Origin of the sequence: Micromonospora sp. KC213, from assembly GCF_004348325.1 — a bacterium.
Lineage (GTDB): Bacteria > Actinomycetota > Actinomycetes > Mycobacteriales > Micromonosporaceae > Micromonospora.
In genome coordinates, this window is record NZ_SMKF01000180.1 from 1 (window position 1) to 11,789 (window position 11,789).

Annotated in this window: 15 protein-coding genes; 6 read left to right on the top strand and 9 right to left on the bottom strand. The window is 71.0% G+C overall.

The genetic code is table 11. From position 1 onward, the window contains the following. Window positions 1-125: 125 nt before the first annotated feature. The 3 genes from E1166_RS25705 to E1166_RS25715 form a co-directional block, all read right to left on the bottom strand. Window positions 126-1,025: a TIGR01777 family oxidoreductase gene (locus E1166_RS25705; protein WP_132342508.1), complete on the bottom strand. Its 900-nt coding sequence runs from the start codon at window positions 1,023-1,025 to the stop codon at window positions 126-128. Between the two features lie 76 nt (window positions 1,026-1,101). Next, window positions 1,102-1,536, bottom strand: coding sequence for a type II toxin-antitoxin system VapC family toxin (locus tag E1166_RS25710; protein WP_132342509.1), 435 nt, complete (start codon window positions 1,534-1,536; stop codon window positions 1,102-1,104). Continuing rightward, window positions 1,511-1,780: a type II toxin-antitoxin system prevent-host-death family antitoxin gene (locus E1166_RS25715; RefSeq protein WP_132342510.1), complete on the bottom strand. Its 270-nt coding sequence runs from the start codon at window positions 1,778-1,780 to the stop codon at window positions 1,511-1,513. Before E1166_RS25715 ends, E1166_RS25710 begins: the two co-directional genes overlap by 26 nt. Window positions 1,781-2,034: 254 nt before the next feature. On the opposite strand from E1166_RS25715, the gene E1166_RS25720 reads away from it, so the two are divergent. The 3 genes from E1166_RS25720 (at window position 2,035) to E1166_RS32275 (ending at window position 3,356) form a co-directional block, all read left to right on the top strand. Next, entirely contained in the window at window positions 2,035-2,688 is a 654-nt protein-coding gene (locus tag E1166_RS25720; protein ID WP_132342511.1) for a hypothetical protein, read from the top strand. A gap of 37 nt (window positions 2,689-2,725) precedes the next feature. Continuing rightward, window positions 2,726-2,968 (top strand): winged helix-turn-helix domain-containing protein, encoded by a 243-nt coding sequence (locus E1166_RS25725; RefSeq protein ID WP_132342512.1) that lies wholly within the window; start codon window positions 2,726-2,728, stop codon window positions 2,966-2,968. 229 nt (window positions 2,969-3,197) lie between these two features. Continuing rightward, on the top strand, window positions 3,198-3,356 hold the full coding sequence (locus E1166_RS32275; protein ID WP_243710513.1) for a hypothetical protein: 159 nt from the start codon (window positions 3,198-3,200) through the stop codon (window positions 3,354-3,356). Window positions 3,357-3,487: 131 nt separating this feature from the next. Here the strand turns inward: E1166_RS32275 and E1166_RS25735 are convergent, their stop codons facing one another. The 3 genes from E1166_RS25735 to E1166_RS25745 all read right to left on the bottom strand — a co-directional run bounded on the left by E1166_RS25735 (window position 3,488) and on the right by E1166_RS25745 (window position 5,538). Next, on the bottom strand, window positions 3,488-4,264 hold the full coding sequence (locus E1166_RS25735; RefSeq protein WP_132342513.1) for a hypothetical protein: 777 nt from the start codon (window positions 4,262-4,264) through the stop codon (window positions 3,488-3,490). After that, window positions 4,261-4,770, bottom strand: coding sequence for a sigma-70 family RNA polymerase sigma factor (locus E1166_RS25740; RefSeq protein WP_132342514.1), 510 nt, complete (start codon window positions 4,768-4,770; stop codon window positions 4,261-4,263). Before E1166_RS25740 ends, E1166_RS25735 begins: the two co-directional genes overlap by 4 nt. 102 nt (window positions 4,771-4,872) lie before the next feature. Further along, entirely contained in the window at window positions 4,873-5,538 is a 666-nt protein-coding gene (locus tag E1166_RS25745) for a hypothetical protein (RefSeq protein WP_132342516.1), read from the bottom strand. 665 nt (window positions 5,539-6,203) lie between these two features. Between E1166_RS25745 and E1166_RS25750 the strand changes: the two genes are divergently transcribed. Both E1166_RS25750 and E1166_RS25755 read left to right on the top strand, forming a co-directional pair. After that, on the top strand, window positions 6,204-7,346 hold the full coding sequence (locus E1166_RS25750; RefSeq protein WP_243710514.1) for a transcriptional regulator: 1,143 nt from the start codon (window positions 6,204-6,206) through the stop codon (window positions 7,344-7,346). Window positions 7,347-7,420: 74 nt separating this feature from the next. Then, window positions 7,421-7,747 (top strand): hypothetical protein, encoded by a 327-nt coding sequence (locus tag E1166_RS25755; RefSeq protein WP_243710515.1) that lies wholly within the window; start codon window positions 7,421-7,423, stop codon window positions 7,745-7,747. A 98-nt stretch (window positions 7,748-7,845) separates the two neighbouring features. On the opposite strand, the gene E1166_RS25760 is transcribed toward E1166_RS25755, so the two are convergent. Then, window positions 7,846-8,856, bottom strand: coding sequence for an aldo/keto reductase (locus tag E1166_RS25760; RefSeq protein ID WP_132342517.1), 1,011 nt, complete (start codon window positions 8,854-8,856; stop codon window positions 7,846-7,848). 53 nt (window positions 8,857-8,909) lie between these two features. Here E1166_RS25760 and E1166_RS25765 point away from each other — a divergent pair, with 53 nt between their 5' ends. Further along, window positions 8,910-9,287: a MerR family transcriptional regulator gene (locus tag E1166_RS25765; RefSeq protein ID WP_132342519.1), complete on the top strand. Its 378-nt coding sequence runs from the start codon at window positions 8,910-8,912 to the stop codon at window positions 9,285-9,287. Between the two features lie 19 nt (window positions 9,288-9,306). On the opposite strand, the gene E1166_RS25770 is transcribed toward E1166_RS25765, so the two are convergent. Together E1166_RS25770 and E1166_RS25775 are read right to left on the bottom strand one after the other, a co-directional pair. Then, entirely contained in the window at window positions 9,307-10,167 is an 861-nt protein-coding gene (locus E1166_RS25770; RefSeq protein ID WP_243710516.1) for a CPBP family intramembrane glutamic endopeptidase, read from the bottom strand. Between the two features lie 209 nt (window positions 10,168-10,376). Further along, entirely contained in the window at window positions 10,377-11,726 is a 1,350-nt protein-coding gene (locus tag E1166_RS25775; RefSeq protein ID WP_132342522.1) for a low temperature requirement protein A, read from the bottom strand. Between the last annotated feature and the right edge of the window lie 63 nt (window positions 11,727-11,789).

Below are 11,789 nucleotides of genomic sequence, written 5' to 3' on the forward strand. Positions count from 1 at the left end.
GTGGGGGGTTGATCGATGGTCCGGTGCGGGGAGGTCGGCACGGAGCGGACGTTACCAACCGTACCGGCCCGCACCGGGCAGACACGGGAGCCCACCCGGGCGGTCAGGCGGTGCGGTCCCCCGGCTCACTCGGTGAGTGCGGCGTGCAGGGCACCCGGCAGGTCGGGGTGGGTCCAGGCGAAATTGGCCTTGGTCAGCACGCCGGGCAGGACCCTCGTGCTGGTCAGGGCCTCGTGGGCGAATCCGCCGAGGGCGATCTTGAGGGCCAGCGCGGGGATCGGCATGATCGCCGGGCGGCGTAGCTGACGGGCCAGCTCCCGGGTGAACTCGGCGTTGGTGACCGGGTTCGGGCCGACCACGTTGACCGGACCGGCGAGGTCGTCGCGGGCCAGCAGGAACACCGTGGCGTCCAGCCAGTCGCGCAGCGAGATCCAGGGCAGCCACTGCCGGCCGTTGCCCAGTTTGCCGGCGATGCCCAGCCGGAACGGCAGCAGTTGCGGCTTGAGCAGCCCGCCGTCGCGGTGCAGCGGCAGCCCGATGCGCAGCCGCACCACCCGTACCCCGGCGTCCTCGGCCGGGCGGGTGGCCGCCTCCCAGACCCGGCAGACGTCGGCGAGGAAACCCTCGCCCGCCGGGGCGTCCTCCTCGACCACCCGGTCGCCGGTGTTGCCGTACCAGCCGACGGCGCTGGCGTTGAGCAGCACGCCCGGCCGGTCGGCGGCGGGCAGCCCGGCGATGGTGATGGCCAGGGTGCTGGTGGTGTCGACCCGACTGGACCGGATCAACTGGCGGTACTCGTTGTTCCAGCGCCGGTCGCCGACGCCGGAGCCGGCCAGGTTGACCACCGCGTCCGCCTCGGCCACCACGGCGGGGTCGAGCTGTGCGGCGGACGGGTCCCACCGCCGTTCGTCGGGCGTGCGTGGTGGCCGCCGGACCAGCCGGACGACCTGGTGCCCGTCGGCGGCGAGGCGGTCGACCAACCGGGTGCCGAGGAAGCCGGACGCGCCGGCCATGAGAATCCGCATGCTCATATCTTCAGGTACGGACCCGCAGGGGGAGGCGTTGAGCGAAATCACTGACTCACCGCGAACAGGGGGTCGTTCAGGCGGGCCGGCGCACCGGGCGGATGGTGGCTAGATGGTCCAGCCCCTTGAAGTCGGCGGGATTGGTGGTGTAGAGCGGCAGACCATTACTGCGGGCCACGGAGACGATCATCAAATCGGCGATGCGGCGATGGGTGCCGCGTCCGGCCGCGAGTACGGCGGCGGAGATCAGGCCGAAGGCGCGGGCCGCTTCCGCGTCGAACGGAAGCGGGTCGAACGTCGCCTCCACGTGCTGGAGCACGCTCATTCGGCGTGCTCGTTCGCCAGGGTCCGCCGTGTGGTGCGGGCCCGCCGAGAGTTCCGCCAGCGTGACGGCGCTGATCACCATCTCGTCAGGGAGTTCCGCCGGATCCAGCGCGGCCAGATGGATGACGATGTTCGTGTCGATCAGACCGCGGAACGGAGCTTCACCAGTCACGGTCGGTGAGATCATGGTCCATCGCCGCGTCGAGGTCGCTGCGGAGCCGCGATCCGTCCAAAACGGGCGCGGTGGCGAAGGCCGCCATCACCTCGGCCCGAGGCACGAAGGTGCGTCGCCTGATCGGGATGAGCCGGCCGATGGGCGTGCCGTTACGGGTGATGGTGAAGGACTCTCCGCGCTCCACCCCACGCATGATGGCGCCTGAGTCATTTCGCAGCTCGCGCTGCGTGATCTCTCGAGAAGCATGCTCGGCCATGCGTGCAGTTTACCCGTGTGCTACAAGGTGCTACAAGCTGCGCGTGCCGCAGTTCGCTGCGGAAATGCGGCGGCACCTCTGACCAAGGCGCGCCTAAGCGCGGCGGTTTCATCCAATGCGGCACTCGCATTGTCAACACTATCCCTGGTGCGGGACGCCGGTAGCGCCGCAGCCGACACGGGCGGTCCCCATAGGTGGTTGCGATGCCGCCGTAGCGTGAGGACGACTCCCCATCCTCGGAAGGGTAGGCAGACATGCAGGAGACGGTCCTCGGCCTCGCTGGTCTGGCGCTGGTCGCGGTGTCATTGGGCTTCTCTGCCGTACAGACCAGGGAGGTGGCGAAACAGAGCCGCATCAACAACGGTATCGGCTCGGCCGCCGCCCTAATGGAGATCAACAGCTTGTCTCGCTCGTGGCACGACCGCCTGCTCGAGAATCCAGCGCTCCGCTCGTATTTCTACGACGGGAAGCCCTCCGCGCCGCAGGACGCAGATCGGCCAGCGGTGTTGACCCTCGCGGAGCTGCTCGCCGACGTCCTTGAGTGTGAGCTGCAGGTAGCCGCGCTTCTGCCCGATTTCCACTTCGCCCACTCCTGGTATCAGTGGCCAGCGCACATGCTGGAGCAGAGCCCAGTCCTGGTTGAGGTAGTGGAGCAGCACCCCGAGTGGTGGCCAGCGCTCCGCTCACTCCGAAAGGCAATCCGCGAGCCTAACAACGACCCGGTGACCCACCCGCTTGTCGGGCCGCGTACGGCCCGTTCGAGGAGTACCTCGCTCCGACTCACACAGATGCGCCTACCCGGCCCACGACGCCGAACCGGCAAAGACGCTCGAACAGCGGCGCAGGCGGACACTGCACTAGTTGTACAAAGCAAGGAGGAACTTCGTCTTACTTGTTGTGCCTGGTAGTTCATGGTCAAATGGCGGTGCAGACCTGGGAGTGTGAATGCCCGCCAAAGCGAAGTGGGCGCGGTTGGCCGACCATCTCCGTGAACGGATCGAGTCGGGCGAGCTGGCGCCGGGGGAGAAGCTGCCGTCGACCGCGCAGCTCAAGGAGGAACACGGCGTGTCGCAGACCGTCGTGCGGCAGGCGATCCTCGTCCTGCAGATGCAGGGGTGGGTCGAGGGCGTGCATGGTGTCGGCGTGTTCGTTGCCGAGGAGTTGCCCCAGGGGGAGAACAGATCGTGACGGTGGTTCCGCCGACCTGTGCAGGCTGAGCAGTGATCAAAGCCGGTAGCCGCGCGCGGACCCAGCCTCCTCCGCCCGCCGTCGTCTTCGAGGCGCTCACCCAGCCCGACCGCGACCCGGCGCGTCCCTGGCTGCGGCTGCTCGACGACGAACAACGGCCGCAGACGAGGCTGCGTACCCGCATCTGGTCGTCTGGTCGTCGCTGTGGCCGAGACGCCCGGAGGCCCAGGTGCGCTTCGAGCTGTCATCCGGCGGCGGGGCAGGCACCCTCTTGCACTGGAAGCTGCTGGTCACCGAGCCGTTGCCGGATCCTTCGCTGCTCGGGCACCTCCGCAAGCGGCTCAACCAACTGATCAACGCGGACCTGCGCTACTCCTTCGGCCAGTAGCCGCCGCGCCGGCCGAGGGGCACCGGCGCCCCGCTCGGCGGTCACCTCCGGACACAGGGGGCACGCCACCGCCGCGCCCACCGACGCCTGGACGTGCTGCGCGCGCTCCGCCCGGCCCGGGCGTCCTCGCGTCACTGCGACGCCGGTCCGTTGTCGACCAACCGGAAGCGGGTGGTCAGGGGTGCGTCGCCGAGTTCCTCCAGGATCAGTCCCCGGGTCCGGGAGTTCTGCAGGAAGGCCCAGTGGCTGCTGATCGCGTACGTCGGCACGCCGTCGTGTTGGCCGTCGCGGACGACCGTGAACTGCTGTCTCGGTTCGTCCGGCGCGCAGGGGGCCGCCACGACCCGCAGCGGCTGGCTGCCCGACGAGCGGACCTCCCAGCAGGTGTCGGTGCCGGGCTCGGCGGTACGGATCTGGTATGTGTCAGACCCCTGCGGCGTGAACACGAACAGCTGCTGTCCTTCGTCGCCGTCGACCTCGCCCAGCCGGCCGTCGTCAAGCAGCGACAGCCCGCCCTCCACCGCATCCACCCGGACGATGGTGACCTGACGCTGCCCGGACAGCAGCGGGTTGCCGGCGGGCGGGCTGGACGCTCCGGTGGGCGGACCGGACGCGCCGCCGGTCGGGCCGGATGACGGGCCGGTCGGGTCGGGTGACGCGGCCGGGCCGGAGGTCGGGCCCGCCGGGCCGACCGGGATGGGGTGTGCTGGCCCGCCCGGGCGGGCCAGGGCGACGCCCGTGCCGAGCGCGACGACGGCGAGGGCGGCGAGCGCGACCGGTGCCGTCCGTCGACGACGGCGGCGGGTGTCGCCGCGTCGCCGGATGTCGGCGGCGGCCGGGACTCTGCCCTGCCCGCCCTGCCGCGCCAGCGCCCGCAGGGCGTCGTCGAGCTGGTTGTCAGAGCTCATGGCCGCGCCCTTTCGTCCACGCCGTGGTACTCCGGTTCGGTCAGGTGGGCGGCGAGGGCCCGGCGGCCCCGGGCCAGTCGCGTCTTGACGGTGTTCTCGTTGGTCCCGACCTCCGCCGCGATCTCGGCCACGCTCAGCCCGACCAGGTGGTGCAGCACCACCGCCCGGCGTTGCTCGGCGGAGATGCGCCGCAAGGCGGTCACCACCGCGACGTGGTCGACCGAGACGGCGTCGACGCGCTGCGCGCAAGCGTCCCGGCGATGGGCGCGCAGCCGGTTGACGGTCTTGCGCCATGCGCTGACCGCCACCCGGTACGCCACCCGGCGTACCCACGCCTCCGGGCTGTCGCACTCGCGTACGGCGGTCCAGCCGTCCCAGGCCCGGGCGTACGCCTCCGCCACCGCGTCCTCAGCCTCGGCCCGGTTGCCGATCATCGCGTACAGATGTCCCAGTACCCGCTGCACGGACGCGGAGTAGAAGGTGTCGAACTCCGCAGCGTCACGCATCGGTCAAAGTCTCCACCCGACCTGGTCGATCCTGGGCAGTTGTGTGCTCGGCCGCACCGCCATTGGCCCGGCCGGGAACTGCCGGCCGGGCCACCGAGGTGGTCACTTCCGGCGCGGGGCCGGTCCGGTGTCGTTGAACCGGAAGCTGCTCACCGGCGGGGCGTCGCCCAACTCCTCCAGGATCAGCCCGGACCGGGCGGAGTCGCGCAGGTACGCCCACCGGTTGCTGATCAGGTACTCCCGAGGGCCTCCGGCCGGAGCGGGCGCGATGACGAACCGCTGAGCCGGGTCGCCCGCCCGGCAGGCGGCACCACGCACGAACAACGGCCGGCTGTTGCCCGGGTTGCGTACCTGCCAGCAGACCGGCTGCCCGGTGCCGCCGCCGTAGTACGCCTTGATCAGGAACTCCCCCGACCCCAACGGAGTCGGCACGAAGACCTGCCGGCCACGGTCGTCGTCCACCTCGGCCAACCGTCCACCGTCGAGCAGCGCCAGCCCCGACTCGAACGCCCCCACCCGTACGATCGTCACCCGGCGCTTGCCGGAGAGCACCGGCTCCGCGCCCGCCGTCTCCTGCCGCGCCGGCACCGCCCGCGCGCCCCCGGGCGGCTGAGCCTCGGTCGCGGGCACCGGCCCCGACTGCGGCTCGACCACCGGCACCGCCGCCCGGCCCTCGCCGCCGAAGGCCGGCGACCCGCCGTACACCCCGACGACGGCACCGGTCAGTACCACCAGACCCGCACCGGCGAGCCACCTTCCGAACGCCACGTTTCCTCCCCGACTGCCTCGGCCGCCGAGGCCGTGAGCCCGGTCAGCTCGTGGTCCTCGGTCGACACAGCCGGATGACGCGTGAGGCTGTCCGGGAGTTTCACCGCAGCGCGACATTTTCGAAGCGCTACAGCGTGGCGGCATCGGCGCGCCGCGGTTCGCTTCGGAGGTGCGGCGACAACACGGGTACGGGGTGCGGTCGCTGCGGCACAGTTGTCCGGTTGGCCAGGACTCCGGGGAGTGCACCACCACCGCCCGTACGGCCGCCCGGACCTGCTCGCCGGTCACGTGCCGGGGCATCGGCAACTCGCCGCACACCTTCTCCACCGCGTCCACCACTGACTGCACGCTCTACCGCCTTTCCTCGTCGGAATGCGGCGCCGGGGCGGGCGGGGGCAGCCGTCTATCCACCGCTGGCCGATGACCCGGCACCCGCCCCGGGCCTGTGATTGAGCTTCGGCCTCGACCTACCGGTCCGGGAATGACTACAGTCGGTACACGTGCTGCACGTTTTAGGCACAGATGTCGCACCGGCTCGCGGAGGTTGGGGGAGAGACGGTGAACGCGATACGCCGCTGGTCCGGTCGGGAGATCCGGGCACTTCGTCAGGCGCTTCGGATGAGCGTGCGGCCTTCGCCCCGTACCTTGGCGTCAGCGAGCGCGCTGTGTCCAAGTGGGAGGCCGGTCAGGCGGTGCCGGGCCCCGATATGCAGGCGGCACTCGATACCGCCCTGTCCCGTGCCGAGCCCGACGTCGTGTCCCGGTTCGACCTACTCGTCTGCGGAATGCCTGATGAATCTGGGCCGACGAGGGCGCCGGCTATCAGCAGTGCGACGACCGTGATCGCCGGGGCCGGCCCTGGCGGTGACGACGAACTCGACGCGTTGGAGCTGGCCCGCCGGGTCGCGGCCAGTGATGTCAGCGATGAGACTTTGAACCGCCTGGAACGGGTTGTGGACGAGCTGGCAATGGCATACGCGCAGACTCCGCCTCAGCAGCTCATCGTCCGGGTGCGGCAGCACCTGCTCTATGTCGGACAGCTCGTAGACGGGCGTAAGGCACTGCGCCAGCACCGCCGGCTGCTGGTGATCGGCGGATGGCTCTCCCTACTCGCGGCCACGTTGCATGTCGATCTCCGGCAGCCCATCGCGAGTCGAGCGAGGTTGGACACCGCCGCACGGCTGGCGGTCGACACCGACCATGACGAGATGACCGCCTGGTGTGTCGAGACGCGCGCCTGGGACCTGTTGACCGACGGGCACTTCCGGGATGCCGCCAGCCTCGCGCGTGAGGCTCAGGATCTCGCGCCGCACGGCAGTTCGGCGCACCTGCAGGCGACCGCTCAGGAGGGACGCGCCTGGGCGCGGATGGGTGTGGCGGGCGAAGTGCGCCGCTCACTGAATCGCTTGTCCCGACTGATCGCGCCGCTGCCGAAGCCTGACGGGCCGGAACACCACTACCGCTACGACCCGAACAAGGCGCTCGCGTACACCGCCACCACCTTGTCGTGGATGGGAGACCCGGCGGCCGAGGGCATCGCACGCGATGCGATCACTGAACTGGAACGGGCTTCGGACGGTGTCCGTCGGCCCCGGCGCATCGCTTCGGCGCAGCTCGACCTGAGCCTCGCCCTGCTCAAACTCGGGAAGCCTGACGAGGCGGGCGGAACGGCGCTGCTGGCGATCCGCTCTGGCCGGATCGTGCCCTCCAACCGATGGCGGGCGGCGGAGGTCGTGGCAGCCGTCGAGGCTTGCGGCGTTGCGGAGGCCGCCGAGTTGCGCGAGGCGTACCAGACGTACTGCAGTTGAGGTCAGGCCCTTCGGGAAATGCGTGATCACTGGTGGTGGCGTCCTGGGTGGCGGTGGCTGGCATAGGCTGAGGAATGCTCGAAGCCGGTAGCCGCGCGCGGACCCAGCCTCCTCCGCCCGCCGTCGTCTTCGAGGCGCTCACCCAACCCGACCGCGACCCGGCGCGTCCCTGGCTGCGGCTGCTCGACGACGAACAGCGGCCGCAGGTCCTGGAGGCCGCGTGTCCGCACCTGGTCGTCTGGTCGTCGCTGTGGCCAAGACGACCGGACGCCCGGGTGCGTTTCGAGCTGGAACGCGACGACGGGGCGGGCACCCTGCTGCACTGGAAGCTACTGGTCGCCGAGCCGCTGCCGTGGGGCCGTCGCTGCTTGGACACCTCCGCAAACGGGTCAACGAACTGATCAACGCGGACCTGCGCTACTCCTTCGGCCAGTAGCCGCCCCGCCGGTGCCCCGTCGACCGTCGCAGGAGGGCCGACGGGGCACCGGCGCGGGTATGGTCAGGCGTTGGCCGGGGCGGTGCGCAGGTCGGCGAGGAGCCGCTCCACCTCGGCGAAGGTCTCCTCCGACAGTGGCCCGTACGCCAGGGTGCCGATGTTCTCCTCCGCCTGCGCCACCGTGCGGCAACCGGGGATGGGCAGGGTGCGCGGGCTGCGCGCCAGCAGCCAGCCGAGCGCGCCCTGGGCGAGGGTACGGCCGTCGGCGGTGAGCACCTCCCGGACCCGGGTCACCCGCTCGGCCCACTCGCCGGTGGGCACCCCGTCGGTGAACCAGGGCAGCCACTCCGGGGCGACCCGACGTACGTCGTCGCCGCCGCGCGGGGTGGGCGTGCCCTGGTACTTCGCGGTGAGCAGGCCCATCGCCAGGGGGCCACGGTTCAGGCTGGCCAGATCGAACTCGTCGCAGACGGCGAACATCTCGGCGTTGTCCCTGAGCACCGACTGGTCGTGCTGGATCGCCGCGCAGTGCGGGCCCGCCGCCGCGAACGCCCGCGCCGAGGCGGGGTTGTCGGTGCTCCAGCCGTACGCCCGGATCTTGCCCTCGGTGACCAGGCCCTCCAGGGTGTCGACCAGGTCGAGCGCCTGCGGCACCGGTAGTCCGTTGAGGTGCAGTTGGTACAGGTCGACGTGATCGGTGCCGAGCCGCCGCAGCGAGCCCTCCAGGCTCTGCCGGGCGTACGCCGGGCTGGCGTCCTCGCCGGTGGCCTGGCGGGTGGTCTCGTCGGTGGGGTAGCCGAACTTGGTGGCGATCACCGCCCGGTCGCGGCGGCCGGCCAGGGCGCGGCCGAGCACCCGCTCGCTGTGCCCCGCGCCGTAGTTGCTGGAGGTGTCGAAGAGGGTCGCGCCCAGGTCGAGGGCCCGGTGGATGGTACGGATCGACTCGTCGTCGTCGACCTCGCCCCAGCCCAGCGGCTGGTCACCGGCCCAGAATGGGCCGCCGATCGCCCAGCACCCCATGCCGATCGCGCTGACCTCGATGCCGCTGCGTCCCAGTCGTCGTGTCGTCGTCATGACCCTACCTTCCATCCTGGAGCGCGCTCCAGGTCAAGCGCTACGCTGCCGACATGATCGGATACTCGCCGGCGGAGACGGCCCGGCTCAGCGGCTTCAGCCTCGACACGCTGCGCTACTACGAGAAGATCGGCCTGCTCAGCGGGGTGGGCCGCACCTCCGGTGGGCGGCGGGTCTTCACCGAAGACGACCTGGGCTGGCTGGGACTGTTCCGCTGCCTGCGCGACACCGGCATGCCGATCGCGCAGATGTGCCGTTACGCCGAGCTGGCCCGGGAGGGCGAGCACACCGCCCGGGAACGGCAGGAACTGCTTCAGCGGCACGCCGAGCGGGTTGAGGAGCAGATGGCCCTGCTGCGCCGCCAGTACGACCGCCTCCGCGACAAGATCCGCTACTACGAGAGCGTCACGGAGGGCGTCCGGGCCGGCTGACCGGGCAACCGGCGGTCGGTCAGAGGCCGAGCAGGATGGGCACCGAGTTGACCGCGCCGTGTACCAGCAGCAGCGGCCACATCCGCCGGTACCGGGACCACAGGTAGCCGAGGAAGAGCCCGAGCACGCCCTGGTGGACCGCGACCGAGGCCAGGTCGGTGCCGAGTTCGCCGGTACCCTGGATGCCGACGTGCCAGGCCGCCCACACCAGCGACGCCAGCACGATCGCCGGCCACCGTCCCAGGATCGACTCCCACCGGCTCTGCAACCAGCGACGGTAGAAGACCTCCTCCAACAGGGCGTTCGCGGCGAACCCCACCACCAGCACGCCCACCAGCACCGCCGGGTCGGCCGTCCGGCCGAAGTCGCTGGGCGGCACGGCCAACGGGGTGGCGTAGCTGAGCGCCAGCCAGGCCAGCACCGGCAGCGCCGGCCCGTAGCGGTACGCGGCGTCGACCGGCCGCCACGGGTGCCAGCGGGCCCCTCGCCGCCGCGACCAGAGGAAGACCCCCAGCGGTACGCCGAGCAGCAGCGCCACCTTCAGCAGCGTGTACGCCGGCTCGCCGCCGAGCAGCGGCAGGGTGACCGCGAACGCGACCCCGGCCAGCAGCAGCGGCACCGCCTCCCGGTACGGCGCGACCCGGTCCGGCCAGGGCTGGTCGGCGGCCGGCGGCACCAGCCGGACCAGCATGATCCCGACCAGTGCCGGAATCCAACCGGCCCACATCGGCACGGTGTCGTGGTGGTCGGCGCTGTACCGGATCCCGGTGTCACCCTGCACGGTCAACCAGACGGCGGCGGCGGTGAGCAGGATTCCTCCGGTCACCAGGACGAGCATTCCGGCGCGGGGACTGCGGGCAGATCCGGTATTGTCGATCATCACCGTCGGCACGGTATCAACGCCTCGCTATCCGGCATGGCGACCCTGGTGCTCGGTCCGGCGCCACGCACCGGCTGCTGCGCGCCGAGTTCGGCGTAGCCGATGATCGACTCCGATTGCGGCAGATCGCGGTGTCGGGGTGACCTGATGCCGCCACCTGCCGCGAATTGAGTTGATCACCGTGGCTGGTCTGCGATCGGGCGCCAGTGTCAGGACACCGGGGCGCCGCCCTCGGGCTTCGGTGGCTCGTCGTGCCAGCGGGCGCGCCACTCCGTCTCCCGTGCCTCGTGGGTGGTCCGTTCGGCGAACACCGCGGTGCGCAGCACACGGCGGGAGTCCGCCATGGTCACCACCTCCAGGGCGACCAGGCCGAGACAGACCACGGTCACCAGGACGAGGGCGGCCAGCGCCGGCACCCGTACGGCGACCGGCACGAGCAACGCCAGCAGCACCACCGTGCCGATCCGGAGCCAGGTGAGGGTGCGCAGGGCGCGCAGCTGGAAGAGAATGTCGCCGATCAGGTAGCAGATCACCCCGCCGAAGAGCACCGGCACACCTGGCCCGGGCAACGCCTCGTCCAGGGGCCGGTGCGGCTGGGCGAGCCAGGTGACCATCTTCTCCGCGCCCAGCGAGACCAGGATCAGCCCGGCGATCATCGGCAGGAACAGGTACGCGTACGCGTCCCGGGCCAGTGCCACCCGCGGCCGACCGAGGGTGGCGTGCAAGGTCATCCGGGCGGCCGGCCCGATCACGTCGAAGTGCAGCCACCACAGGGCCGCCGCCAGGACGATGCCGATGCTCGACGCGACGATCGCCGGCCAGGTCGGCGGCTGACCGTCCAGGCTGGTGCTGCTGCCGACGCCGACGGAGAGCACCGACTCGCCGAGGGCGATCATCAGGATGAGGTCGTACCGCTCGGTCCAGTGCTCGGCGGAGACCACTCCGGCACCCCGGTTGCCGGCGATCAGGCCGGTCGCGTACTGCAGGACCACCACGGACGCCCAGAGCAGGTCGCGGATCAGCGCGCCGGTCTCCGGGTTGGTGGCCTGCGACGGAATGAGCGCGGCGGCGAGCAGCAGCGCGGTGCTGATCACCAGCTCCGGGGTGAGCCGGAGCAGGTGCCGGCTCTCCACCGGCATGGTCCGCACGACGTGCCAGTACATCCACAGGTGGACGACCCGGATGACGAGGTAGCTCACCGCGACGGTGATCGGACCGGCGATGCCCGCCGAGTGGGTCTCGATGGTCTGCGGTACGGCCAGGACGAAGGCGAACAGGGCCGCCATGCCGATGACCATGACCACCGGAACGAATCCCTCACCGAGCCGTACCCGGGTCGCCACCACGGTGTGGACCACCCAGATCCACCACAGCACGGCCAGCACGAGCAGGCTGTGCAGCAGGGTGTGGCCGCTGATGTCGTGGGCGGTGGCCCGGACGATGATGAAGAACGAGAAGACGAAGACCAGGTCGAAGAAGATCTCGAACCGGTCCACCCGGGCGCCGGGGGCGAGGGGGATGGCCGGCCCCAGCCGCGTTCGCCACCACCCGCCGCCCACCCGCTCACTCTCCCAGCGTGGCGGCGGTGCCCGGGCGGAAATCGACCGCCTCCGTGGTGGGCC

What these genes read in the sequence shown, in the direction of transcription:
- E1166_RS25705 (WP_132342508.1), bottom strand. Translation starts at nt 1,025, where the DNA reads ATGCGGATTCTCATGGCCGGCGCGTCCGGCTTCCTCGGCACCCGGTTG.
- E1166_RS25710 (WP_132342509.1), bottom strand. Translation starts at nt 1,536, where the DNA reads ATGATCTCACCGACCGTGACTGGTGAAGCTCCGTTCCGCGGTCTGATC.
- E1166_RS25715 (WP_132342510.1), bottom strand. Translation starts at nt 1,780, where the DNA reads ATGGCCGAGCATGCTTCTCGAGAGATCACGCAGCGCGAGCTGCGAAAT.
- E1166_RS25720 (WP_132342511.1), top strand. Translation starts at nt 2,035, where the DNA reads ATGCAGGAGACGGTCCTCGGCCTCGCTGGTCTGGCGCTGGTCGCGGTG.
- E1166_RS25725 (WP_132342512.1), top strand. Translation starts at nt 2,726, where the DNA reads ATGCCCGCCAAAGCGAAGTGGGCGCGGTTGGCCGACCATCTCCGTGAA.
- E1166_RS25735 (WP_132342513.1), bottom strand. Translation starts at nt 4,264, where the DNA reads ATGAGCTCTGACAACCAGCTCGACGACGCCCTGCGGGCGCTGGCGCGG.
- E1166_RS25740 (WP_132342514.1), bottom strand. Translation starts at nt 4,770, where the DNA reads ATGCGTGACGCTGCGGAGTTCGACACCTTCTACTCCGCGTCCGTGCAG.
- E1166_RS25755 (WP_243710515.1), top strand. Translation starts at nt 7,421, where the DNA reads ATGCTCGAAGCCGGTAGCCGCGCGCGGACCCAGCCTCCTCCGCCCGCC.
- E1166_RS25760 (WP_132342517.1), bottom strand. Translation starts at nt 8,856, where the DNA reads ATGACGACGACACGACGACTGGGACGCAGCGGCATCGAGGTCAGCGCG.
- E1166_RS25765 (WP_132342519.1), top strand. Translation starts at nt 8,910, where the DNA reads ATGATCGGATACTCGCCGGCGGAGACGGCCCGGCTCAGCGGCTTCAGC.
- E1166_RS25770 (WP_243710516.1), bottom strand. Translation starts at nt 10,167, where the DNA reads ATGATCGACAATACCGGATCTGCCCGCAGTCCCCGCGCCGGAATGCTC.